The sequence below is a fragment of the Pseudomonas sp. SF2 genome (assembly GCF_036858055.1).
Classification (GTDB): Bacteria; Pseudomonadota; Gammaproteobacteria; order Pseudomonadales; family Pseudomonadaceae; genus Aquipseudomonas.
The window spans coordinates 29404-54809 of record NZ_JAMBDI010000028.1 but is presented as its reverse complement, the minus strand read 5'-3'; the positions used below and the strand labels follow the sequence as shown (position 1 = coordinate 54809).

Genomic DNA, 25406 nt, shown 5'->3' with positions numbered 1-25406 from the left:
ACCCACTAGCCGGTCCGCACCCGCACCGCCATTGAGCCGGTCGTTGCCAGCGCCGCCGAAGAGGATGTTGTCCAGCGTGTTGCCACCACCGATGAAGTTGCCCACCCCGATATAGGTCAGGTTTTCGACGTTGGAACGCAGGACATAGTTGGCCAGGGTGGTACGCACGTCATCCGTACCAGCCCCCGCAGCCTCGAACACCAGATCCCCAACGTTATCCACCACGTAGGTGTCGTTGCCGAGACCACCCACTAGCCGGTCCGCACCTGCACCGCCATTGAGCCGGTCGTTGCCACCGCCACCGGTAATGACGTTGTCCAGCGCATTACCGCCGCCGATGAAGTTGCCCACCCCGGTATAGGTCAGGTTTTCAACGTTGGCACCCAAGGTGTAGCTGGCCAGGCTGGTCTGCACCAGGTCGACACCGCCGTTAAGCGCTTCGCTCACCGTGTCGCCGACGTTGTCGACCACGAAGGTGTCGTTGCCACCACCGCCGGTCATGGCATCCGCGCCAAGCCCGCCGTTGAGGATGTCGTTGCCAAGCCCGCCGAACAGCTGGTCGGCACCGTCCAGGCCCGAGATCACGTCATTACCCGCGCTCCCGATCAGGATATCGGCACCATTGGTGCCGACCAGCGCCAACCCTGGCACTGCAGCAGTCGCCGCCGAGGTGAGTGACTCCTGCGCGCCGAAGGCGTCGGTGTAGCGCACGATCACCTGCAATTGCTGGCCTCCCTGGTCGAGGCCCGGGGTGAAGGTGGCCGCAGTGGCACCAATGATGTCGCTGAAGACGCCGCCCGTACCTTGCTGCCACTGGAAGCTGAACGTACCCAGCCCGTCCAGGTCGGCAATAGTGCCGGTAAGTGCCGTCAGCGTCTGCCCCTGAACTGGCGTGGTGTCGCTGATCAGCACGGCACCGGTGGGCGCATCGTTGACGTTGGCCACCGGATCGAGGATGTCGGAGGCGATGCTTTCATGTACGCCGACGTCATCCACGTAGCTCACCAACACCCGCATGTTCTGCCCCACCTGTTCCTGGGTGAGGACAAAGGTGCTGCTGATGGCACCGGCAATATTGACCCAGCCCAGGCCCCGGTTGGACTGCCACTGGAAGGTGAACTGCGGGTTGCTCAGCCCGTCGGCATCGACGATGGTTGCGGTGTTGGCGGTAAGGGTCTGGTTCTGCACCAGCAGCCCGGTCACGGTCGGCCCGGCGGTCGGCGCGTTGTTCGGCGACGAATCGACGATTTCCAGCGTGCCCTTGGTGTCCTGATACACTCCGCGTACGCGGATGTTCAGGCCTGCTACATCATCGGTCACCCGGTAGGTGCTGCCGATCGCCCGCGAGACCTCGCCGGCGGCGACGAAGGTGATGTCTTCGTACACCCCCGAGCCCGGCAGGCGCTCGACCTGCCAGTAGTAGGCAATCGGGCCGTTGACGGCACCGCTGGCATTGCCTGCGCCGACGTTGTCGGCATCGTGCACCGCCACGTTGCTCACCCGCAGCAGCTGGCCGCTGACCGATGTGTCGTTACGCAGACCAGTGGCAGCGTCGAGGATCGCCAGGTGGCCCGTTGGGCCGGCGTTGACGGCAGTGCCCACGCCGGAAGCCTGCGAGCTGTCGGAGAACTGCAGGCGCTCGATACCGGTCAGGTGGTCGACACCATCACGCCCGGCCACCAGGTCGGTGACGATCACCGAGTTGCCATCGACCACCACGCTGTAGTCGGTGGACACCCCCGAGAACACCGCCGTGTCGTAGCTGTCGGTGCCGTTGAGGATTTCGCGGATGATCACCAGCTGGCCCGGGTTGTAGGTGCCATTGAGCATCAGCGGCACCATCGGCTCCATGCTGTCGTAGCTGGCGATTTCCGGGCCGGTGCCGTCGCTGTTGGCGCGCACGCTGATGCGCACGTTCAGCCACTTGTCACCGTCGAGGATATCGTCACCGCCACGGCCTTCGATCAGGTCGCTGCCACTGCCGCCGAGGATGATGTTGCCACCATCGTAGAACGTCGCCCCGGCAGCCAGCAGGCCGGCCAGGCCGTCGATCAGGCTGATGTTGGTCAACACGCTGCCCGTGGCGCCATTGGTCGGCAGGCTGGCGGCGTTTTCGTTGTCACCGCGCAGGAAGTCGCCATGGGCCGAGCCCGACAGGCCTTCCATGATGTCGAAGCGCACCAGCGCAGACGCACCCGAGCCAGGTACCGGCGGCACATCGAAGAAGCGGTCACTGTAGTCGATGGTCACGCCCTGGGCCAGGTCCTTGAAGGTTGCCCAGTCGTAACCGGAGCCACCGATGTAGCGGTCACCGAAGCCCAGGCTGCCGACCATGATGTCGTCGCCGCCTTCACCGTTGAACTTGTCGTTCTCGTTGCCACCGATGAACACGTCGTGACCAATGACCGGGTCGTTGCCGAGCGGGTCGAAGTTGTCGCCAGGCGCACCGTCCGAGGTGCCCTTCTCGATCCAGTCGTCGCCTTCGTTACCCATGTCCTGCTCGTTGGCCTTGCTGCCCAGGATAAAGTCATTGCCCTGGCCGCCAATGGCCTCGGAAGCGTCCTCACCGGTGACGATGAAGTCGTTGCCGAAACCACCGATAATCAGGTTGATGCCATTACCGCCGTGCAGCACATCGTTGCCGTCGCCGCCCTGGATATTGTCGTCACCACCCATGTCGCTGATGATGTCGTCGCCGGTACCACCACGCAGTTGGTCGTTGCCGTCGCCACCCTCGATGCGGTCGTTGCCACCATCGCCCCAGACCGTGTCGTCACCCTCGCTGGACACCAGGATGTCATCACCATCAGTGCCGCCCAGCACGATGTGCTCGGCACCGGCATAGCGGATGTAGTTGGTGTCCGGGCCTGCCGTCAGCGGGCTGTCGCGGAACACCACCTGCTCGCCATTTTCGCCCAGTGGGTCGGCGCTGCCCAGGCCTTCGTTGAACTGCTTGCTCTGGTCTACTTCCAGGTAGAAGCCCGGGTCGGAGAACACCAGGCCCGGCAGGTGGGTGGCCGAGGTGTTGGCCATGATCAGCTTGGCGAACGAGTTGCTTTCCAGCTCGGCGTTCATCGACAGGCCAGCGGTGCGCTCCAGGTAGTAGAAGCGGTCGCCATCCTGCAGTTTCTCCATCTGGTTCTCGAACACGAAGTTGAAGGTAGTGCCAAGCATGCCACCGAACGGGGTTTTCGCTTCAGCCAGGCCGCCGATCCACAGGTCGATGGCATCGACCCCGGTCACGGTAACCGCCCTCAGGTCATCGGCGGTGCCGAGCACGCCATCCTTGCCAGGCAGGGTGACGTTGGCGTAGGCGCCGGTGCTGTTGAGGAAGTCCAGGCGATCGGCTGGCGCACCGTCACCGCCGAACACCAAGGCCATGGCCGCCGCGCGTTTTTCCAGCAACGTGGTGGCGCCGGTGATGGTGCTGTGAGTGCCGTAGGCGGCGATGAAGTTGATCAGCGACTCCGGATGCTTCAGGTGCTGCACCAGGTCGACCCAGCTGGTGTACGGCTTGAGCTGGGTATCGCCGGTTTGCGCGTAGATGTCGCGGCGCACGGCGTTCAGCGAGGGGATACCGACGTCGCGGCCACGGGCGATGTTGATCGCCGGCAGGTCCAGCGGCAGGCCGAGCAGGTTGTTGCGCAGCGCCTCGGTGACGAACTCGTCGATTTCGTTACCGGCCTGGCGGGTGACCCCGCGCACGATGGCGCTGGTGGCATCCTCGGGGGTAACGCCACTGGCGGCATACGCCAGCGGGTTGAGGAACGCCGCGATCAGGCCCAGTTGCTGGTCGGGGTTGGCACTGTTCGGGTCGCCGATGACAGTGAAGTCGACGTTGAAGCGGTCGACAGTCTCGGTCAGCATCGAGTGGCCGAAGCGGTACACGGTGTGGGCGAACTCGGCCACGATCGACGCATCGAGGTCGACGTCATACACCTGGGTCGGAGCGAAGAACAGGTCGACCCGCGGTTGCACGGTGCGGGCGAACTCCTCGAACACCAAATGCTGATACTGCATCTCGGTACCGAACTTGGCCGCCTGGAACAGGCGCTCACCATTCCACACCAGCGCGTCGATCTCGGCCTGATTGGCCGGCAGCGCGGTCAGCGGGTTGAGCAGCCACTCGTTGATGAAGGCCAGATCGCCCGAGTCGAGCACGGTGTCCTTGGTCTGTGCCACCAGCCGGTTGTGCTCGGAGTGGAATATCGCATGCACGGCGGTCAGGCCGATGTTCTCGTTGACCCGGCCGTCGCCGGCGATGTAGTGAGCATCGAGCAGCTCGTTGTCGTAGGCCAGGTTGGCACCGGTCTGCGGGTTCACCGGCACGGCATTGCCCGCATCGGTATCGGCATCAGGTACCAGCACGCCATTACTGAACACCGGCACGGCATTGTGGGCAATGTCGGCAAGGAACTGGTGACCGGTGCGTACGGCGTTGGTCAGGTCGATCGGCGCCAGCGGGTTGCCCTCGATCTGCTCGTCATCGGCAGTGCCGGCAATGCCGTCAGCCCCTTTCATCACCACCATCGGGAAGCCGTTCGGCCCCTTGATGAAGTTGCCGTAGGCGTCGGTAGCCAGCAGCGGCACGTTGTCGACATCGGCATCGGTCAGGTTGATGCCAAGCAGGTCACGGGCCTGGGCCTTGACCACTTTCCAGGTCGCCATGCCACCGATTTCCGTATCGTCCGCGGTACCGTACTTGCCATCTGCACCCAGGTCACGGTTTGTGATCAACCGGCCAGTGGCAACCGGGCCAGCGTCGGTCATCAGATAAGAGCGCAGGAACACCTGGTGCGAAGGATGCGAGCTGTAGGTCTGGTTCTGGTCCACGAATGGCGTGGTGGTGTTGGTGTGCTCGTGAATATCGTCGGCGTTACCAAGGATGCCATCCGGCCCCGGCAGGTTGGTGGCACGGGTCACCACCATGAAGTTGGTGAAACCGCCCTCCACGTACAGCGGGTCATCCGGTTGCAGCGGGATGTAGATGGTGCCCGAGCCCCCTTTGGTGACCAGGTCCAGGCCATGGTCGAAGAACTGCCCGAAGAAGGTCATCCAGGCGTTGAACGGCGCGGACAGGCCAGCATCGGCAGCGGTGTTCTCGAACAGGTAGACGTCGTGGTCGTCAGCGGTACCGAACTGGCCGTCCAGGCCCGGGCTGGCGACGATGCGCACACCGTCCTTGAGCACGTCGTCGTTGCCAACGGCGCCGAAGTTGAGCACGCCGTCGGCACCCGGATCATACGCGGTGGCATAGGCCGCCGGGTTGTTGGAGGTCTGGTCGACGACCAGGTTGCTGATGGTGCGCGGCTGCGAGTCGAACACCGGGCCGCTGGTCTGCTGGTACGACGAGCCCGGAATGGCCGGCGAGCCAGGGCCGAAGAAGCCCGCAGGCGCACCTTCGGCCGGGTTGAACACCGGATCGGTCAAGCGCGGGAAGACATTGTCGCTGGCACCGAACTCGGTGTTGTTGATGCCATTGAGGTTCATCAGGTTGTTGTTCGAGCCATCCACCGCCCGCAGGCCCAGCGGCGCACGGATGTTCGGCAGCAACGAAAGGATGTCTGCCCCGTTGGCGTCAGCCTCGGCGATCTTGATCTGGTCGAGGATGAAGTTGAGGTCGGAGCGCACCATGTGCAGACCGGCACCGCCTGCAGTGGCATCCACCACCGGCGTGGCCGGTGTCACTACCACAGGCGCGCCCGGCTGCACCACGGCGGTGGGCTGGGAGAACAGCACTTCGGTAGTGCCGTGGGCGTCCTGGTAGATCGCCTTGACCCGCAGGGCTAGCCCGGCCAGGTCTGGCGACACCTTGAATGTGGTGCCGTCGGCGCTCTGGAACGCCAGGTCGCCGGCTGGCAGCAGGATGATGTCCTCGAACACACCACTGCCCGGGGTGGCCTCGAACTGCCAGTAGTACGACACCGAACGGTCGGCGAGCGTACCCTGGGGGTTACCGGCGCTGATGTTGTCGGCATCCAACACACCGGCGACGTTTACCGTAAGGACATCGCCCACGGTAATCGCACCGCCGTTGCCGTCAGTAATGGCCGGGCTGCCGGTAGGCTGCGCATTCAGCCCCTCAACCAGCACCCGCTGGCTGTCGGCGAACTGCAAGCGCTCGATATGCAGCAGGGTATCGACGCCGTCGCGGCCAGCCACGTTGTCGGTCACCGTCCAGACATCATCGGAAGTGTCGAGCGTACCTTTGGTGTTCTGCGTCACCGTGTATTCGCTCTGAATCCCCGAGAACACAGCCGTGTCGAACGCCGCGCCCCCCGTCGAGGTGCCGGGCAGGATTTCCCGCACGGCCTTGAGCTGGCCAGGGTTATAGGTACGGTCGAGCATGAACGGAATCATGTCGACCATGCTGTCGAAGCTGGCGATTTCAGGGCCGGTATGATTGACGTCATCGGCGGCATACACCGCGATGCGCACGTTGAGCCATTTGTCGCCGTCGATCAGGTCATCGCCGCCGCGACCTTCGATCAGGTCGCTGCCATTGCCGCCGAGCATGATGTTGCCGGTGGCAAAGCCAGTGGTCGGCAACCCGGCATCGGCCAGGAACTGTTGCAAGCCGCGGATCAACGCGACGTTGGTCAAGGCGCTGCCGGTGGCACCGCCATGGTTGACAATGGTCACGGCATCGACGTTGTCGCCCTTGAGCACGTCGGCGAAGTTCGAACCGGACACGCCCTCGACCTCGGCAAAGCGGTCGAGGATGGAAGCCGGCGAGGCGCCGACCGGGTTGAACACGCCAGCGTTCTGGTTCGGTGCGTTGCCATGGGGCTGAGCCAGGGCGGCCAGGGTCAGGTCGACGGTGACGCCAACCTGGTCATTCTTGTTGGTAACCCAGTCGAAACCGGACATGCCGTCCATCTTGTCCTGGGCGTCACTGCCGACGAAGATGTCGTCGCCGCCCTCCCCGATCATTTCGTCGAAGCCACCGCCACCGACGAAGATGTCGTTGCCGACCACTTCATCACCCAGCAGCGGCGCAAAGTTGTCGCCGGGCGCACCGTCCTGGGTGCCCTTCTCGATCCAGTCGTCACCCTCGTTGCCGGTAGGTGGCAGGTTGGTCTTGGCGCCGAGGATGAAGTCATCACCCTGGCCGCCAAAGGTGGTGGTGATGTCTTCGGTGGTGACGATGAAGTCCTGGCCGTTGCCACCCAGGATCAGGTTGCCGGCCGCCAGCATGCTGCCGGCGACGATCACGTCGTTGCCGTCGTTGCCTTCCAGACGGTTGTCACCGAACGAGTCGGTGATGATGTCGTCACCTGCGCCACCCAGTACCGCATCGTTACCGGCGCCACCTTCAAGCGTGTCGTTACCGGCGTCGCCGTAGACAGTATCGTCGCCTTCGCCGGAGATGATGATGTCGTTGCCGGAGGTGCCGCCCAGTACCACATGGTCTTCACCGGTGTAGTGCAGGTAGTTGGTGTCGCTGCCCACGGTATCGGGATTGTCGCGGATCACCAGCGGTACGATCTCCACGCCGTTGATCATGATCCCGCCGGTCGGGTCGGCCCGGCCATCGGCGCCCAGCCCGGTGAACTGGTTGGCCTGGTTCACCTCGAGCGTGAAGGTTGGGGTGAGGAACACAGTGTTGGACAGGTGAGTCACATCCGAGTTGGCCATGATCAGCTTGGCGAAGGAGTTGTTCTCCAGTTCGGTGCCGAAGTTCATGCCCGCGGTACGCGACAGGTAGTAGAACCGGTCGCCGTTCTGCAGGGCTTCCAGCTGGGTTTCGAAGACGAAGTTGAAGCTGGAACCGAGCATGCCGCCGAATGGCATTTTCTTCTCGGCCAGGCCACCGACCCAGAAGTCGATGTCATCGACGCCGGTAACGGTCACCCCACTGATATCGTCGGCGGTGCCGGCGATACCGTCCGCGCCGGCCAATGTCACGTTGGCATAGGCACCGGTGCCGTTGAGGAAGTCCAGGCGGTCCGCTGGCGCGCCGGCACCGCCAAGCACCAGCGCCACGGCCGCGGCGCGTTTATCGGCCAGGGTGGTTGCCCCGGTGATGCTGGCGTGGGTGCCGTAGGCGGCGATGAAGTTGATCAGCGACGCCGGGTGCTTGAGGTGGTCGCCGAAATCGACCCAGCTGATGTACGGCTTGAGCTGGCTGTCGCCGGTTGCAGCATAGAACTCGCGGCGTGCCTCATTCAGGGTGGGGATGCCGGTGTCGCGGCCACGGGCGATGTTCAGCGCCGGCAGGTCGAGCGGCAGGCCAAGCAGGTTGTTGCGCAGGGCTTCGGTGACGAACTCGTCGATTTCGTTGCCCAGCTGGCGGGTGACGCCGCGGATGATCGCGCCGGCCGCTTCATCAGCGGTTGCGCCACTGCCGGCGAATGCCAGCGGGTTGAGGAAGGCGGCGATCAGGCCAAGCTGCTGATCGGGGTTGTTCGGGTCGGCTGACACCGGGTTGAACGCCGGGTCGAAGCGGTCGACGGTTTCGGTCAGCATCGAGTGGCCGAACCGATACACCACGTGGGCGAACTCGGCGAGGATGGCCGGGTTGATCGAGGTGTCGTAGCCATTGGGGGCCAGGAACTCGTCGATCTGCGGCTGGATGGTGCGGGCGAACTCTTCGAACACCAGGTGCTGATACTGCATTTCGGTGCCGAACTTGGCGGCCTGGAACAGCCGCTCGCCGTCCCATACCAGCGCGGCGATTTCAGCGGGCGTGGTGGGGATGGCAGCGACATCATCGATCAGCCACTGGTTGAGGAACGCCAGGTCACCGGAGGCCAGCAGGGTGTCCTTGGTCTGCTGCACCAGGCGGTTGTGCTCGGAATGGAAAACGTGGTGCACGGCGGTCAGGCCGATGTTCTCGTTGACCCGGCCGTCGCCTGCAATGTAGTGGGCGTCGAGCAGTTCGTTGTCGTAGGTAAGGTTGTTGCCACCTGGCCCCACCGGCTGCGCGTTACCGACGGCAGTATCGGCGTCGGCCTGCAGCACACCATTCACGATCACCGGCGCGGCGTTGTGGGCGATGTCGTCAAGGAAGCCATGCCCGCTGCTCACGGCATTGGCCAAGCTGATGGGCGCGTCGCGGTTGCCTTCGACCAGCGTGGTGACGTCGTCGGCGGTACCGGCGATGCCGTCGGCACCATTGCTCACGCGCATCACCACCTGCGGCATGCCGTTGGGCCCGCGCACGAAGTTGCCGTAGGGGTCGGTGGCCAGCAGTGGCACGCTGTGCACGTCGGCGTCGGTCAGGTTGATGCCGAGCAGGTCGCGGGCCTGGGCCTTGACCACTGCCCAGGTGGCCATACCACCGCTTTCGCCACTGCCATCGTCGGCGGTGCCAAAGCGGCCATCGGGGCCCAGGTCACGGTTGGTGATCAGCCGTCCGGTGGCTACCGGGTCGCCTGCGGCGTTGAGCGTGTATTCACGCAGGAACACCTGGTGCGAGGGGTGCGAGCTGTAGGTCTGGCTCTGGTCGACGAACGGCGAAGTGGTGTTGGTCTGACCATCGTCGGCGGTGCCCACCACGCCATCGGCGCCAGCGGTACGCACGGCGCGCGGCAGCACCATGAAGTTGGTCGGGCTGTTGGGGTCGAACAGCGGGTCGTCCGGCTGCAGCGGGATGAACACGAAGTCGGTGCTGCTCTTGGTGACCAGGTCCAGACCGTGGTCGAAGAACTGGCCGAAGAATGTCATCCAGGCGTTGAAGCCGGCGGTCAGGCCGGCGTCGGGCGACACGTTGGGGATGAAGAACACTTGCGTGTCGTCAGCGGTGCCGAACACCCCATCGATGCCGGGGCTGATCACCGGAGCAGCACCGCCATTGGCCTCCACCGCAGCCGGGTTGTTCGCCGTCTGATCGACTATCAGGTTGCTGATGGTGCGTGGTTGCGAATCGGTGACCGTGCCGGTGCCCGCATAATCGCCGCTGAAGGAGGGGCTGAGCAGGCGCAGGAACGAGTTGTCGGAGGCACCGAATTCACTCTGCCCGGTCACCAGGTTGTTGTAGCTGCCGTCCACGGTGCGCAAACCGAACGGTACCTGGCTGTTGGGCAGCAGGTCGATCAGGTTCGCGCCATCGGCGTGGGCTTCGGCGATGAAAATCTGTTGCAGGATGAATTCAAGGTCCGACTTGCTGAAATTGGCCATTTCAAATTGCCCTCGATCTGTCGGGAGATGACACAGGGCAACAGGGTCCTTCCCGCGCCCAGTCAGTATTGACGTGCGCAGATACTGGTTCTGTGTTCCAGGCGCAGGGCGCACAACACGCTTGTGCCGGCCCCACTGGCCTTCTCATTCGCAAGCCGGCACCCACTGTCCGGGGGCGTTGTTAAGCATGCGATACAGCTGTAACGCACATGCATCGACCCCAGCTCGCACAGGGTCCGAATACATCAGACTAAAGTCGCAGGCGAAAAGCTTGTCAATATTTCGTCGAAAAAAACACCACGCGATGATAATGCGTTGCAAATAGCTGTTTTATTGGCACTTATGAAAACTTCAAAGACCCGATAGAGCGAAACGATATTACCGTCCATGTCGCTGCAACCTACGCTCCAGCATGTGGGAGCTACGCAGCGTTTTGGACCATTCGCCATAAGAGCGATCCGCCTGCGAGCCAGCCAGAAGCCACGACTACCGCTGTACGGGGCGCCGCAAGGGCTTCCCGATTTGCGATAAAAGGGAGGCCCCGATGCACAAGCCACCACGCACTCGTTCCGAGCTGGCCGACGTGCTGTTCCGCCTGCGCCGTAGCTTTTTTGCCTTGGCCGCCTTCAGCGGTGTCATAAACGTCATGATGTTGACGCCAGCAATTTATATGTTGCAGGTGTACGACCGCGCTCTTGTCAGCCGCAACGTCACCACCCTGAGCATGCTCACCCTGCTGGTGATCGGTTTGTTCATGCTGATGTCAGCCCTGGAGATGGTCCGCACCCGCGTGCTGATCCGGGTAGGCAACTTCCTCGACATGGACCTCAACCGACGCATCTTCAGCGCCGCCTTCGAGCGCAACCTGAGCCGCGCCGGCGGCAACCCGGCCCAGGCCCTGCAGGACCTCGCGCAGGTGCGGCAGTTTCTGACCGGCAACGGCCTGTTCGCCTTCTTCGATGCCCCCTGGACGCCGATCTACCTGCTGGTCAGCTACCTGATCCACCCACTGCTGGGGCTGGTCACGCTGATCGGCTCGCTGATTCTGGTGGGCCTGGCCTACCTCACCGAAAAGGCCACGCAAAAACCCTTGGCCGAAGCCAACCAGGCGGCCATGTCGTCGGCCAGCTACGCCAACAACAACCTGCGCAACGCCGAAGTGATCGAAGCCATGGGCATGCTGCCGGCGATCGGCAAGCGCTGGTACCAGGGCCACTTGCGCATCCTGCAGATGCAGACCCTGGCCTCCGACCGCGCCGCGCTGATCAGCAGCACCGGGCGCTTCGTGCGCATTACCTTGCAGTCGGTAATCCTTGGCGCCGGCGCACTGTTGGCAATCGAAGGCAAGATCACCCCCGGCATGATGATCGCCTGCTCGATCCTCACCGGCCGCGCCCTGGCCCCGGTAGAGCAGGTGATCGCCGCGTGGAAGCAACTGCTGGGCTGCCGTTCCGCCTGGGGCCGGCTCAACGACCTGCTGCACGACTACCCGCAGCGGCCACCGAGCATGTCGCTACAGCGGCCACTGGGCATGCTGGCCGTGGAAAACGTGATCGCCGGCGCCCCCGGCACCAGCAACAACATCGTGCGCGGCGTCAGCTTCAGCCTGGTCCCGGGTGAAAGCCTGGGCATCATCGGCCCTTCGGCCTCCGGCAAGTCCACCCTCGCCCGCCTGCTGGTAGGCGTGTGGCCGACCCAGGCCGGCAAGGTGCGCCTGGACGGTGCCGATATCTTCACCTGGAACAAAGCCGAACTGGGGCCGTGGATCGGCTACCTGCCGCAGGACGTGGAGTTGTTCGAGGGCACCATCGCCGAGAACATCGCACGCTTCGCAGAAGTGGACAGCGAGGCGGTGATCCGCGCTGCCCGCAGCAGCGGCGTGCACGACATGATCCTGCGCTTCCCGCAGGGCTACGACACTCGTCTGGCCGCCGACGGCAGCCCGCTGTCCGGTGGCCAGAAGCAACGCATTGCCCTGGCCCGTGCGCTGTATGGCGAGCCGAACCTGGTAGTGCTGGACGAGCCCAACGCCAACCTCGATGACGTTGGCGAAAAGGCCCTGGTCGATGCGCTGGCCGAACTCAAGGCACGCGGTGCCACGGTAATCCTGATTTCCCACCGGCCCAATGTGCTGTGTGCGGTCGACAAGGTGCTGATGCTGCGTGACGGCGCTGTACACATGCTCGGCAGCCGCGACGAAGTGTTCGCGGCGCTGCGCAAGGCCAGCGTGATCCCGGCGGCAACCGCTGCGCCGCTGGCTTCGGTAAAAGCACGGGAGTGATCGATCATGCAGATGACCCAACACACCGAATTGATTCCCGCCGAGGCCCGCAACGGGATCGACCTGGACATGGGCCGGCCGGCACGCTGGGGCGTATGGATGGTCATCGCCGGCTTTGGCGGCTTCCTGCTGTGGTCGTGCCTGGCGCCACTGGATGCCGGGGTGGTCGCCACCGGCACGGTCAAGGTCACCAGCAACCGCAAGGCCGTACAGCACCTGACCGGCGGCACGGTCGAGGCAATCCTGGTACGCGAAGGCGATATGGTGAAGCAAGGCCAGGAGGTGGTACGCCTCGACGCCCTGCGCGCAGTGGCCGAACAGGGCGCAGTCAGTGCCCAGTACATCGTCAGCAAGACCGTGGAAAACCGCCTGGAAGCCGAGCGCGATGGCCGCGACACGGTCACCTTCGACCCAGCCCTGCTCAAGCACTACGGCAACGACCCGCGCCTGCTGGCAGCCATGGACCTGCAACAACGCCTGCTGGACACCCGCCGCGCGGGCCTTGCCGGTGAACTGAGCATCCTCGAGGAAAACCTCGCCGCCACTGCGGTACAGCTCAAGGGCCTGCAGCAGGTGTACGGCGCCCGTGCCTCGCAGATTGGCTTCCTCAACCAGGAACTGCAAGGCACCCGCGTGCTGGCCGCCGAAGGCTACGTGCCACGCAACCGCCTGCTGGAGCTGGAGCGCAACAATGCCGACCTGTCCGCCGGCCAGGCGGAAAACCTCAACAACATTGCCCGCACGCGCAGCCAGGCCACCGAGATCAAGCTGCGCATGCTGCAACGCCAGCACGACTACCTGAAGGAAGTGGAGTCGCAACTGACCGATACCGCCAAGGAGAACACCACCCTGGCCGACCGCCTGCGCGCGCTGGACTACGAAGTGACCCACACGGTGATCCGCTCGCCGATCGACGGCATGGTCCAGGCCCTGAGCATTGCCACGGTCGGCGGCATCATCCAGCCTGGGGTCAAGATCATGGAGGTGGTGCCGCTCGACCAGCCGCTGCAGGTCGACGCGATGATCCCGGTACAGGCCATCGACAAGATGGTCCCGGGCCTGGACGTGGACCTCGCCTTCCCGGCCTTCAACCATGCGAAGACGCCGAACATCCCAGGGCGGGTCAAGACCATCTCCGCCGACCGCCTGATGGACGAAGAAAGCAAACAGCCGTACTACCTGGCCCAGGTTGAGGTGACGCAGGACGGCATGGGCCTGCTGGGCAGCAACCACATCCGCCCCGGCATGCCGGCCACCGTCACCATCAAGACTGGCGAGCGCAACCTGCTAAGCTACCTGCTAAAACCGATGCTCGAACGCGTGGACGCCTCGTTCAAGGAGCAGTGAATGAATCACCGGTGCCTGATGCTTTGCCTGTTGGGGTTGTCCGCACAGACCAGTGCCATGGACCTGAAACAAGCCTGGGACCTGCTGCAGTACCAGGGCCCGATCTACCGCGCCGCGGTGCACGAGAAAGAAGCCGGCAGCGAGAACCGCGCCATCGGCCAGGCCGGCCTGCTACCGCAGATCAACGCGGCTGGCTACTTCAACAAGGTCAATGGCAGCCAGCGGCAGAGTGGCCGGGACAGCGACCTGGACTATGACTCCAAGGGCGCCAACGTGCGTTTGCGCCAACCGCTGTTCAACAAGCAGAAGATGGCCGAATACCGTCAGGGCCAGCAACGTGCCGACTACAGCGTGGCAGTGTTCGACGCCAAGAGCCAGGACGCTGCGGTGCGCCTGGCCGACGCTTACTTCGACGTGCTGCTGGCCAGCGAAACCATCACCCTGGCCAAGGCCAAGCTGAATGCCTTCGAAGAGCAGCTGGCGTCGGCGAAGCGGCGCATGGAGCTGGGTGCCGGCACCATCACCGACATCGACGAGTCGGTGGCCCGCCGCGACCTGGCCGAGGCTGACCTGATCGAGGCCCAGGACAACCTGGTCAACGCCCGCCGCAAGCTGGAGGAATACATCGGTGAAACCCCGCAGTCGCTGACCACCTTGCAGCCAGGCTTCAACACACCGCCCCTGATACCGGGCAACCTGCAGGACTGGCTGGTCAAGGCCCAGGCCGACAGCCCGTTGATTCATGCGCGCCGGCACAGCTACGAGCTGGCCGAAGAAGAAGTGAAGCGCGCCCGCGCCGGGCACTGGCCGACCCTGGATTTCGTGGCGGGCTATACCGCTGGCAGCAGCCAGTCGATTTCCGAACTGAACCAGCGCAACCACTACAGCTCGATCGGGCTGGAGCTGAACATTCCGCTGTACAGCGGTGGCGGTACCAGTGCCCTCACCCGCCAGGCCAGTGCCAACAGTTCCAAGGCCCTGGATGAACTGGACGCCACGCGCCAGGAAGTGATTTCCGGCACCACTCGCGAGTACCGCGGCGTGCAGAGTGGCGCCTTGCGCATTCAGGCGCTGGAAAAGGCTGTGGCGTCCAACGAACGCTCGCTGCTTTCGGCCCGCAAGGGCTTCAAGGAAGGCGGCACCAGCACCAACTCCGATGTGCTCAATGCCGAAGAGTTGCTGTATGACGCCCGCCACGACCTGTTCGAGGCGAAGTTGAACTACCTGATGTCGCGGCTGCGCCTGGCGTCGTCGGTGGGCAGCCTGGGGGATGACGATATCCAGCAGATCAACGATTACCTTGGACCGGAACTGGTGGTGAGCAACTGACTATCGGCCCGCTCCCACAGCGGCGCCTACCGCATTTTGTTCCATTTCAGGCTATGATCGGTGACCCCGCCGCGGACGCCCTGACCTATGCCCGTCGACCTGCAAGCGTTATACCCCAGGCTGATCCACCTGATGCTGGACACGGTGTTCGTGGTCGACAGGGACAACCAGATCGTTTTCGTCAGCGATGCCTGCGAGGCGCTGCTGGGTTACCAGGCCTGCGAACTGATCGGCACCCCGATCACCGACTATATGCACCCTGACGACCTGGCGATCACGCGTGCATCGATCGTCCGGGTGATGAGCGGCCATCCCCATTACGACTTCCGCAACCGCTACATCCGCAAGGATGGCGGTATCGTGCATATCCTGTGGGCGGCCTGCTGGTCCGACGAGGCCGATGCCCGCATCGGTGTGGCGCGGGATATCACCGCCCAACGCCAGGCCGAGGACGAACTGCGCTTCCTGGCCCACCATGACCCCCTCACCCGCCTGGCCAACCGGGCCATGTTCAACGAGCGGCTTGACACCGCCCTTGCCGCGGCCCGGCGCCACAACCACCCGCTGGCGTTGCTGTTCATCGATATCAATGACTTCAAGGACATCAACGATAACCATGGGCACAGCGTGGGTGACCGGGTGCTGTGCACCTTGGCACGGCGCCTGGAAGGCTGTGTGAGTGCGACCGATACAGTAGCCCGAATGGGCGGTGACGAGTTCACCGTGCTACTGACCGACTACGCATCGCCAGAGACCATTGCCGAGCAGGTGGCACGTATCCTGGCAGCCATGGCCGAGCCACTCGGCGCCGAGTTTGCGGGCATCGACGCGCCTTCCTGCAGCATTGGCGTGGCCTGTTTCCCCGAGGACGGCAGCGACGCCGACATGCTGCTGCGCCATGCTGATGGCGATATGTACCGGGTCAAGCGACAGCGCGCTGCGGCCAGCTGATCGCTCTGGCGGCCGCTGGTGGAATCGACCACAACGGAGATGACCATGCGCAACCCTGAAGATACCTTGCTCGATAGCTGGCAGCACAACGCCCAGGCCTGGATCGATGCGGTGCGCAGTGGCGCCATCGAGAGCCGCCGCCAGGTCACCGATCAGGCCATCCTGCTGGCCATTCTTGGTCGCCAACCCGAACGCGTGCTCGACCTGGGCTGTGGTGAAGGCTGGCTGTTGCGGGCGCTGGGCGACCGTGGTGTCGAAGCAGTAGGTGTGGATGGTGACCGGGCGCTGGTGGATGCCGCGCGCGCTGCGGGTTCCGCCGAGGTGCACCTGGCCAGCTATGCACAGCTGGTCGATGCGCAGGCTTATGTTGGCCAGGACTATGACCTGGTCTGTGCCAACTTCGCCCTGTTGCAGCAGGACATCATCCCGCTGCTGGCGGCGATGAATGCGTTGCTGGTGCCAGGCGGTGCGCTGGTGATCCAGACCCTGCACCCATGGAGTGTGGCGGATGGGAATTACCAGGATGGCTGGCGGGAGGAGTCGTTTGCCGGGCTCGCCGGGGATTGGCACGTGATGCCTTGGTACTTCCGCACCCTGGCCAGCTGGCTGAACGCGCTGGACATGGCGGGGTTGCGGCTGGTCGGTTTGCAGGAGCCACAGCACCCGCAGAGTGCGCTGCCGCAGTCGCTGCTGTTGGTGGCCGAGCGCCCTTGAAGCATACGCGGTCGTAGGAGCGGCCTTGCGGCCCATCGCGACACAAGGCCGCTCCTACAGGGACCGCGCCAGGGTCAGAGGACCGGCTTGCGCACCGCCCCGCTGCGGGCCTTGGCCATGGCCGCCAGGCGCACCGCGACGTTGGCTGCACCGTAACCGGCATAACCACCCTTGCGCTGGATGATTTCGAAGAAGAAACGCTCTTCGAACGGCTCGGTGTACACGTGGAACAGCTCGCCACCCTGGGCATCGCGGTCGTACAGCACGTTGTAGTAGGCCAGTTCGCTGAGGAACTCGTCGTCGAAATCGAAACGCGCCGCCAGGTCGTCGTAGTAGTTCAGCGGGATCTCCAGCAGCGGTACGCCAGCCAGTTTGGCCCGCGCCACTTCGCGGAAGATGTCGTCGCAATCGAAGGCAATGTGGTGCACCCCCGAACCACGGTAACTGGACAGCGCATGGGCGATGGCGGTATTGCGGTTTTCCGAAATGTTCAACGGCAGGCGCAAGGTGCCGCACTGGCTGCGCAGGGCGCGGCTCTTGACCAGCCCGTAAGGGTCTGGCAGCACCACTTCGTCATCGGCAGCGAAATCGAACAGGCTCTTGTAGAACAGCACCCAGCTGTCCAGCGACTCGGCTGGCAGGGCCAGGGCCATGTGGTCGATGCGACGCAGGCCGCCGGTGGCCGTGGCGCTCTTGTCCAGGCTGAAGTCGGTGTCGTACAGGGTCTGGCCAGCCGTGCCCTGCTCCACCAGATACAGCAGGCTGCCATCCGGCGCTCGTACCGCCGGCACTTCACACTCGTTAGGCCCGACCAGGCCGCGGAACGGCTGGCCACGGTAGGCGGTGGCACGCTTCAGGGCAGCTTGCTGGTCCTTGACCCGCAGCGCGGTGGCGCACAGCGACGGCCCGTGGGCCTCGAAGAAGTTGTGGCCGAAGGAATAGGGTTCGGCGTTCAGCACAATGTTGATATCGCCCTGGCGCAGCAGTTGCACCGCTTTGCTGCGGTGCTTGCCGGCTTCGGCAAAGCCCAGGCGCTTCAGCCAGCTACCCAGGCGCGCGCCAACGGCCTCGTCGACCGCGAATTCGAGGAACTCCACACCGTCATAGGCACTGGCCGCCGGTGGGGTGAACAGCACACCGGGTTCGATCGGCGTGCCTTCCTGCTCCAGGCGCAGGCGAGTCTGCTCCTCGAGGTACAGCAGCGAACGCAGGCCGTCGGCGGCATTCTGCCGGGGCGGTGCAGCGCGGAAGCCGTCGTTGAATATTTCCAGCGACAGCGGCCCGCGGTAGCCGGTGGCGAGGATTGGCGCCAGGAAACCGGCCATGTCCATCTCGCCCTGCCCCGGGAAGCAACGGAAGTGACGGCTCCACTCCAGCACATCCATGGCCAGGATCGGCGCATCGGCCATTTGCACGAAGAAGATCTTGTCGCCGGGGATATCGCGGATCGCGCTCGGGTCGCCCTTGAGCGACAAGGTGTGGAAGCTGTCGAGGATCACCCCGAGGGCCGGGTGGTCAGCCTGGCGCACCAGGTTCCAGACTTGCTGGTAGGTATTGACGTGGCGGCCCCAGGCCAGGGCTTCGTAGCCAATGCGCAGGCCGCGTTTGCCGGCGTGCTCGGCCAGCAGGCGCAAGTCGTCGACCAACAACTGTTCTTCGCTCAGGGCATCGGCCTGGACGTTGCTGCACACCAGCACCAGGTCGGTACCCAGTTCCTGCATCAGGTCGAACTTGCGCTCGGCGCGGTCGAGGTTTTTCTGCAGGCGGTCGCGGCGGCAGCCTTCAAAGTCGCGGAACGGCTGGAACAGGGTGATGGCAATACCCAGGTCGGCGCACATCTGCCGCACCTGGCGCGGGCTGCCAGCGTAATAGAGCAGGTCGTTTTCGAAGATCTCGACGCCGTCAAAACCGGCGGCGGCGATGGCTTCGAGCTTTTCCGGCAGGGTGCCGCTCAAGGACACGGTAGCGATCGAACGCTGCATGGCGGGAGTTCCTTGTTGTTAGAGGGAGACGGTGCCAGACAGGTAAAAAAACACTGTCACAGTTTATGGCACGATCGATTATTCGCAGGTAGAGTCGTCGCTTCAATCTCTTTGTACGGAATGGTTAGTTTTGCGTTCGATTATCGCACAATACCCGTTTTAGCGAATTGCCAGTCCGCTGGCCCGTGGTCAACATGAACCACAGACGCAGGCACACCGACCACTGCCTCCTGCCTTGGCTAACCTCCGGCGGAACCTGCGCTAACAACAATAACAACGGAGACAACGATGGCTCACTCCAGCTCTCAAGCCAAGAAAGCGACCGCCAGTGGATGGATAGGCTCGGCACTCGAGTACTACGACTTCTTCATCTACGCCCAGGCCGCTGCGCTGATTTTCCCGCAGATCTTCTTCCCTAACACCGACCCGAAAATGGCCATCATTGCCTCGCTGGCCACCTACGGCGTGGGTTACCTGGCGCGCCCGTTCGGCGCCTTCGTGCTGGGCCACTGGGGTGACACCCGCGGCCGCAAGAACGTACTGTTGCTGTGCATGTTCCTGATGGGCCTGTCGACCATGGCCGTGGGCCTGCTGCCCACCTACCACGACATCGGCCTGCTCGCCCCGGCCTTGCTGGTGGTGCTGCGCCTGATCCAGGGCTTTGCCGTGGCTGGTGAAATTTCCGGTGCCAGTTCGATGATCATGGAACATGCGCCATTCGGTCGACGGGGCTACTACGCCAGCTTCACCCTGCAAGGCGTACAGGCTGGCCAGGTGCTGGCGGCGGCCGTGTTCCTGCCACTGGCCTACTTCATGCCCAGCGAAGCCTTCAACGACTGGGGCTGGCGCATTCCATTCCTGATGAGCGCCATCGTGCTGATTGCCGGCTTCATCATCCGTAAGGAAGTGCACGAAACCCCGGCGTTCGTGAAGGAAGAGAAGCAGGACAAAGTCGCCAAGTCGCCGATCAGCGAAGCCTTCCGCCACAGCTGGAGGCACATGGTGCTGGTGATGTTCATGGCGCTGATGAACGTGATCCCGGTGGTGGCCACCATCTTCGGTGCGGCCTACGCGGTACAGCCGGCCTATGGCATCGGCTTCGACAAGAGCGTGTACCTGTGGATTCCGGTAGTCGGCAACATCGTTGCGGTGCTGGTGATTCCGTTTGTCGGCAACCTGTCCGACAAGATCGGCCGTCGCCCGACCATGATCGCCGGTTGCCTGGGCTCGGGCCTGCTGGCGTTCCTCTACCTGTATGCGATCAGCATCCAGAACGTACCGCTGGCGTTCGCCTCGTCGATCGTCATGTGGGGCATGGTGTACCAGGGCTACAACGCGGTGTTCCCCAGCTTCTACCCAGAACTGTTCCACACCCGCTACCGCGTTTCGGCCATGGCCATCGCGCAGAACATCGGCACCATGCTGACCGCCATGCTGCCGGCGCTGTTCGCCCTGGTTGCCCCGCCCGGCTCGGACAACATCCCGCTGGTGGTTGGTGGGCTGGCGTTCTTCATCACCTGCGTGTGCGCCCTGGCAGCGTACATTGCCCCGGAAACCCATCGCCTGGCGATGGAAGACCTGGGTAACCCCGATGCCAAGCCGATGGACAAGACCACCTATGAAGCTAGCCGTAAAGGTAGCTTTCAGGCAGTGAGCCACTGATCGATTGCAGGGGGCTGCTCTGCAGCCCATTCGCGGGCAAGCCCGCTCCCACAGGGTCACATCAAGCCTGAGGCCGATGCAGTCCCTGTAGGAGCGGGCTTGCCCGCGAATGGGCCGCAACGCGGCCCCGGCAATTTCAGCCCTTGACCACTTCCTGCAGGCGCGCCCAGAGCTGTTCGACATGCTCCCGCTCGGTCGGCAATGCGCCAATCGACACCCGCACCATCCACCGCCCATCCAGCGTCGCCGGCGTCACATAGGCATCCCCGGACGCATTCAGCCGCTCGGCCCAGCCCTTGGTATGCGCATCCAGCGCCTCTCCCTCCAGCCCCGCAGGCCGATGGCGAATGCACAACGTCTGCAACTGCACCGGCGCCAGTACCTCCCACTCCCCAGCCGCCGCAACCTGCCCGGCCAGCCATTGGGCATTGTCCAGGTCACGCCGCAGCCGTGCCTGCAACGCCTCAACGCCCTCGCTGCGCAGCATGAACCACAGCTTCAACGCCCGGAACCGGCGGCCCAGCGGGATACCCCAGTCACGCAGGTTCTTCACCTCGCCATCCACCGCCGACTGCAGGTAGCTGGGGTTGGTGCTCATGACCCGGATCAGGTGCTGCGGGTCGCGCACGTAGTAGATCGAGCAATCGAAGGCTACGCCCAGCCACTTGTGCGCGTTGACCACCAGCGAATCGGCCAGCTCGATGCCGTCCCACATCCAGCGGCATTCCGGCAGGATCATCGCCGAGCCGGCCATGGCCGAGTCCACGTGCAGCCACAGGCCATGGGCCTGGGCGATCTCGCCGATCGGGCGCAGCGGGTCGAGCGCAGTGGTGGCGGTGGTACCGGTGGTCGCGACCACGGCGCAGGGCTGGTTGCCGGCGGCCAGGTCCTGCTCGATCGCCGCCTGCAGTGCTTGCGGGCGCATGGCGTAGCGTTCGTCGGTCGGGATCAGGCGGATGTTGTCGCGGCCAAAACCGGCCAGCAGTGCTGCCTTGTCCACCGAGCTGTGGGCGTGGGCACTGACATAGACGATCAGCGGCCTGGCCTGGGCTTGCAGGCCGCCGCGCACCAGTGCGTAGTCGCTGGCGCGTTCGCGCGCACAGATCAGCGCCACCAGGGTGCTGGTGGATGCGGTGTCCTGGATCACCCCGCTCCATTGGCCAGACAGGCCGAGCAACTGACGCAGCCAGTCGAGGGTGGTTTCCTCCAGCTCGCTCAGGGCCGGGCTGGACTGCCACGACAGGCCCAATACGCCAAGGCCGGTGCTGAGGAAGTCACCGAGGACCGACGACAGGGTGCCGTTGGAGGGGAAATAACCGTAGAAGTCCGGGTGCTGCCAATGGGACAGGCCAGGCATGACCAACTGGTTGACGTCGTCGAGGATCGCTGCGAAAGGTTCGCCTTGCTGAGGGGCCTGTGTGGGCAAGGCGGCCTTGAGGTAGCCGGGCTCGACCTGGGCCATGACCGGGCGCTCGCCAACGGTCTGGCGGTAATCGGCGATAAGGTCGATCAGTTGGTGGCCGTACTGGCGGAATTGTTCGGGGGTCACCTGGGGTCTCCTGTGGGTTATTCGCTGCCTGTACTGGCCTCTTCGCGGGTAAACCCGCTCCCACAGGCATGGCATCGCTTGTGGGAGCGGGTTTACCCGCGAAGAGGCCGGTACAGACAACACATTGCACCCAGTCTAGGCACCTATCCCGAAGTGAATAACCCCGCTTCGCGCATACCTGTTATGGCAAACCCGCATGCCCGCCCTGCACACCAAACTGCGACTGGCGCCACAACTCGAACACCCGGTTGCGCAACCAGCGGTGCTCGGCCGAGGCCTGCAGGCGCTGGTGCCATACCACCCAGTAGCGCTGGCTGTGGTCGATGAAACCCAGCGGCCGCCAGGCCAGGTCATGCAGGCGACACAGCTGCCGGGCGATATGCTCGGGGACGGTGGCCAGCGCCTGGCTGTTGGCGATCACCTGCACGGTGGCTGAGAAGAACGGCACTTCCAGGCTGACCCGCCGTTGCAGGCCCTGGACGCGCAGATGGCGGTCAATGAAGCTGTCCTTGTCACCACCGCCGGAAATACGCACATGCTTGTGCGCCAGATAGTCGGCCTGGCTGAGCGCACCGTGGGCGACCAGCGGATGGTCGTGGCGCATCAGGCACACCGCGCGGTCTTCGCCCAACAGGCGCCCGTGCAGGTTGGGTGGCGACTCGTCGAACAAGGTGGTGGCCAGGTCGATCTCACCGCTGGCCAGCAAGGCGTACTGGCCGGCCTGCCAGGTGCGGTACTCCAGCGATACGCCCGGCGCTTCGCGCTCCAGCGCCGCCACCAGCAGCGGCAGCATGTGCTCGGCCACATAGTCGGACGCTGCCAGGCAGAAGCGCCGCTCGCAACGCGCCGGGTCGAATACTGCGGGCTGGCGCAGGGCGTGCAGTTCTTCGAGAACCTGGCGCAGGGGTTCGACCAGGGCTTCGGCGTGTTCGCTTAGCACGTAACCGCGGCCCTGGCGAACCAGCAACGGGTCGTCAAAGGCTTCGCGCAGGTGGGCCAGCTGGCGGCTAAGGGCGGACTGGCTGACGCCCAGACGCTCGGCGGCGTGGCTGAGGTTCTTCAGCTGCAGCAGGTGGTCGAGGGTGCGCAGGTGGGCGAGGCTGAGGGAGGCGAAGGTGGGGTTCATCGGGGTTCGGCTCCAGACCGCTGGCGAGGGCTTTGCCCTCGTTTCGCGACACAATGCCGCTCCCACATGGAGTATGCGTTCCACTGTGGGAGCGGCCTTGCGTCGCGAAAGGGCCGCAAAGCGGCCCCGGATACGCAGATCAGTCAGTCAGGCCGACATACACGTTCTGCACATCATCGTTCTCGTCGATCGCCTCGAGGAACGCTTCCACCTCGGCCAATGCTTCAGCACTCAGGCTGGCCGCGCTCACCGGGTTTTTCGGGGTGTAGCCGATCTTCGCCGAAGTCACGGTAAAGCCATGCTCCGGCAGGGCTTTCTGCACCGCGTCCAGGTCGGTGGTGTCGGTGATGAACAGGGTCGAACCCTCTTCGTCGCCTTCCTCGAAGTCCTGGGCACCGGCTTCGATGGCCGCCATTTCCGGGTCGGCATCGCCATTCGGGGTGGCTTCGATCAGGCCGACGTGGTTGAAGTCCCAGGCCACCGAACCGCTGGCACCCAGCTGGCCCTTGCGGAACAGCACGCGGATTTGCGCGACGGTACGGTTGACGTTGTCGGTCAGGCACTCGACGATCAGCGGTACCTGGTGCGGGGCGAAGCCTTCGTAGCTAACCGCCGAGTACTGCACGGCATCGCCGTCCAGGCCCGCGCCCTTGCGGATTGCGCGCTCCAGGGTCTCGCGGGTCATCGAGGCCTTCTTGGCCTGCTCGATGGCCAGGCGCAGGCGCGGGTTCATGTCCGGGTCGGCACCGGACTTGGCAGCGATCTGGATCTCTTTGGACAGCTTGCCCATGATCTTGCCTTTGGCGTTGGCCGCGGCTTCTTTATGTTTGGCTTTCCACTGTGCGCCCATGTCGACTCTCTTGTTTCAGCGGCCGGTTCAGGAAGCGACCGGCCAAAAGTGGGTGCAGTTTATACGCCCTCTGGCCTGTGTTCGACAAGAAATCTCATCAGCCTTTGTCCGCCTTGCCTGCCGCCGCGGCAAACCGCGCCAACCGCACATCCAGCCGGCGCGGACGCAAACCATGGTCCTCGGCCCGCTCCTTGCGGCGGATGGCATTGCGCACCATCAGCGAGCCCAGGTAGCGGATCGGCTCGGGGGGGAACAGCCCCAGCGGCCCTTTCACCAACGGCGAACGGGTCCACGGGTTGTCCAGCCCCAGCGCCAGCGACGAGAGAATCTGCCCACCTATGTGGCACGGCCCGACGCCACTGCCGGAGTAACCAAAGCCGTAGAATACGTTGCCCTGCCCGTCCAGCCGGCCAAAGAACGGCAAACCGGTCACCGAGCGATCGGACGGCCCGTTCCAGCTGGCCGCCAGCGGCACCTCGGCCAGCGCCGGGAAAAACCCGCCCAGGCTTTCGCGCAGCAGCGGCCGGTACGGCGACGGCTGGTCGAACACCGGCAGCATGCGCCCGCCATAGGCGAAGGTATTGCCGCCCTTGCCGAGCATCAGCCGACCATCGGAGGTGTTGTGGTAGTAGTGCACGAAAATCCGCGAATCGAGCACGCTGATGCCGCTGTCCAGGCCAATCTGGTGCAGCAGCTCGGGACACGGCTCGGTGATCACCATGTCGCTGGAAACGATCGCCACGCTGCGCTCGAACTGCGGGAAAGCCCGCGCCATCCAGGCATTCAGGCCCAGGACCACGCGGTCGGCGCGCACCGTGCCATGGGCCGTGCGCACCTGCACCGGGGTGCCGTGCTCCAGGCCAGTCATGGCGCTGCCCTCATGGATACGCACGCCGCGCTGCAAGGCCACCCGGCGCAAGCCGCGCACCAGCTTGCCCGGCTGCACCGTGGCCGCGGCCGGCGAAAACCAGCCTTCCAGGTGCCGCGCCGAACCCGCCAGGCGCTGCACCTGCTGCAGCGGCAGGCGGCGAAACGAATTGATCCCCCTGTGCTCCAGCGCAGCAATCACCGCGTCGGTGGCGCCGACCTGGGCGGCATTGGTGGCGGTGTACAGCGTGCCGTCAAGGCGGTAATCGCAGTCGATGCCATTGGCCGCGCAGAACGCGCCGATTTCACCGATGCTGCGCTCCGACTCGCGCACCAGGCGCACCGCCTCGGTCACCCCGAACAGGCGCTCGAGGGTGAAGTACTTGGCCGACCAGGACAACGCACAGCCACCATTGCGGCCACTGGCACCGGCGCCGCAGATATCGGCCTCGATCAGCACGATATCCAGGGCCGGCACCGCCTCCTTGAGCATCAGTGCGGTCCACAGGCCGGTGTAGCCGCCACCGACGATGCATACATCGCAACGGGCATCGCCTTGCAGCGGTGGGCACACCGCCTCCTGCGCCGAATCCAGGGCCTGTTGCAGCCAGAAGGGTCTCATTCGC

At 64.3% G+C, this 25406-nt stretch carries 12 protein-coding genes; 6 read left to right on the top strand and 6 right to left on the bottom strand.

Annotation, left to right across the window (positions count from 1 at the left end; genetic code table 11):
* The coding region (locus M2S36_RS17240; RefSeq protein WP_333957500.1) for a peroxidase family protein at window positions 1-10122 on the bottom strand (10122 nt) is incomplete at its 3' end.
* A 544-nt stretch (window positions 10123-10666) separates the two neighbouring features.
* Between M2S36_RS17240 and M2S36_RS17235 the strand changes: the two genes are divergently transcribed.
* The 5 genes from M2S36_RS17235 to M2S36_RS17215 all read left to right on the top strand — a co-directional run bounded on the left by M2S36_RS17235 (window position 10667) and on the right by M2S36_RS17215 (window position 16744).
* The gene (locus tag M2S36_RS17235) at window positions 10667-12403 is read left to right on the top strand and encodes a type I secretion system permease/ATPase (RefSeq protein WP_207836200.1); all 1737 of its coding nucleotides are present in this window, start codon (window positions 10667-10669) and stop codon (window positions 12401-12403) included.
* A gap of 6 nt (window positions 12404-12409) precedes the next feature.
* Window positions 12410-13750 carry an HlyD family type I secretion periplasmic adaptor subunit gene (locus M2S36_RS17230; protein WP_233687991.1) on the top strand — a complete coding sequence of 447 codons (1341 nt, stop codon included), beginning with the start codon at window positions 12410-12412 and terminating at the stop codon, window positions 13748-13750.
* Window positions 13751-15079: a TolC family outer membrane protein gene (locus M2S36_RS17225; protein WP_207836204.1), complete on the top strand. Its 1329-nt coding sequence runs from the start codon at window positions 13751-13753 to the stop codon at window positions 15077-15079.
* Between the two features lie 87 nt (window positions 15080-15166).
* A complete protein-coding gene (locus M2S36_RS17220) occupies window positions 15167-16030 on the top strand; it encodes a sensor domain-containing diguanylate cyclase (protein ID WP_207836207.1) in 864 nt (287 codons plus the stop codon).
* A gap of 45 nt (window positions 16031-16075) precedes the next feature.
* A complete protein-coding gene (locus tag M2S36_RS17215; protein ID WP_207836211.1) occupies window positions 16076-16744 on the top strand; it encodes a class I SAM-dependent methyltransferase in 669 nt (222 codons plus the stop codon).
* A 74-nt stretch (window positions 16745-16818) separates the two neighbouring features.
* Here M2S36_RS17215 and quiC read toward each other — a convergent pair whose 3' ends face one another.
* A complete protein-coding gene (gene quiC, locus M2S36_RS17210) occupies window positions 16819-18726 on the bottom strand; it encodes a 3-dehydroshikimate dehydratase QuiC (RefSeq protein WP_207836214.1) in 1908 nt (635 codons plus the stop codon).
* A 288-nt stretch (window positions 18727-19014) separates the two neighbouring features.
* Between quiC and M2S36_RS17205 the strand changes: the two genes are divergently transcribed.
* Entirely contained in the window at window positions 19015-20388 is a 1374-nt protein-coding gene (locus tag M2S36_RS17205; RefSeq protein WP_207836217.1) for an MFS transporter, read from the top strand.
* Between the two features lie 136 nt (window positions 20389-20524).
* Here the strand turns inward: M2S36_RS17205 and M2S36_RS17200 are convergent, their stop codons facing one another.
* The 4 genes from M2S36_RS17200 to M2S36_RS17185 all read right to left on the bottom strand — a co-directional run bounded on the left by M2S36_RS17200 (window position 20525) and on the right by M2S36_RS17185 (window position 25402).
* Window positions 20525-21937: a DOPA decarboxylase gene (locus M2S36_RS17200; protein WP_207836232.1), complete on the bottom strand. Its 1413-nt coding sequence runs from the start codon at window positions 21935-21937 to the stop codon at window positions 20525-20527.
* A 181-nt stretch (window positions 21938-22118) separates the two neighbouring features.
* Entirely contained in the window at window positions 22119-23063 is a 945-nt protein-coding gene (locus M2S36_RS17195; protein ID WP_207836233.1) for a LysR family transcriptional regulator, read from the bottom strand.
* Window positions 23064-23202: 139 nt separating this feature from the next.
* On the bottom strand, window positions 23203-23913 hold the full coding sequence (locus tag M2S36_RS17190; protein ID WP_013972055.1) for a YebC/PmpR family DNA-binding transcriptional regulator: 711 nt from the start codon (window positions 23911-23913) through the stop codon (window positions 23203-23205).
* Window positions 23914-24010: 97 nt separating this feature from the next.
* Entirely contained in the window at window positions 24011-25402 is a 1392-nt protein-coding gene (locus M2S36_RS17185; RefSeq protein ID WP_333957499.1) for an FAD-dependent oxidoreductase, read from the bottom strand.
* Window positions 25403-25406: the final 4 nt, after the last annotated feature.

What these genes read in the sequence shown, in the direction of transcription:
- M2S36_RS17190 (WP_013972055.1), bottom strand. Translation starts at nt 23,913, where the DNA reads ATGGGCGCACAGTGGAAAGCCAAACATAAAGAAGCCGCGGCCAACGCC.
- M2S36_RS17225 (WP_207836204.1), top strand. Translation starts at nt 13,751, where the DNA reads ATGAATCACCGGTGCCTGATGCTTTGCCTGTTGGGGTTGTCCGCACAG.
- M2S36_RS17195 (WP_207836233.1), bottom strand. Translation starts at nt 23,063, where the DNA reads ATGAACCCCACCTTCGCCTCCCTCAGCCTCGCCCACCTGCGCACCCTC.
- M2S36_RS17235 (WP_207836200.1), top strand. Translation starts at nt 10,667, where the DNA reads ATGCACAAGCCACCACGCACTCGTTCCGAGCTGGCCGACGTGCTGTTC.
- M2S36_RS17185 (WP_333957499.1), bottom strand. Translation starts at nt 25,402, where the DNA reads ATGAGACCCTTCTGGCTGCAACAGGCCCTGGATTCGGCGCAGGAGGCG.
- M2S36_RS17230 (WP_233687991.1), top strand. Translation starts at nt 12,410, where the DNA reads ATGCAGATGACCCAACACACCGAATTGATTCCCGCCGAGGCCCGCAAC.
- M2S36_RS17205 (WP_207836217.1), top strand. Translation starts at nt 19,015, where the DNA reads ATGGCTCACTCCAGCTCTCAAGCCAAGAAAGCGACCGCCAGTGGATGG.
- M2S36_RS17215 (WP_207836211.1), top strand. Translation starts at nt 16,076, where the DNA reads ATGCGCAACCCTGAAGATACCTTGCTCGATAGCTGGCAGCACAACGCC.
- quiC (WP_207836214.1), bottom strand. Translation starts at nt 18,726, where the DNA reads ATGCAGCGTTCGATCGCTACCGTGTCCTTGAGCGGCACCCTGCCGGAA.
- M2S36_RS17220 (WP_207836207.1), top strand. Translation starts at nt 15,167, where the DNA reads ATGCCCGTCGACCTGCAAGCGTTATACCCCAGGCTGATCCACCTGATG.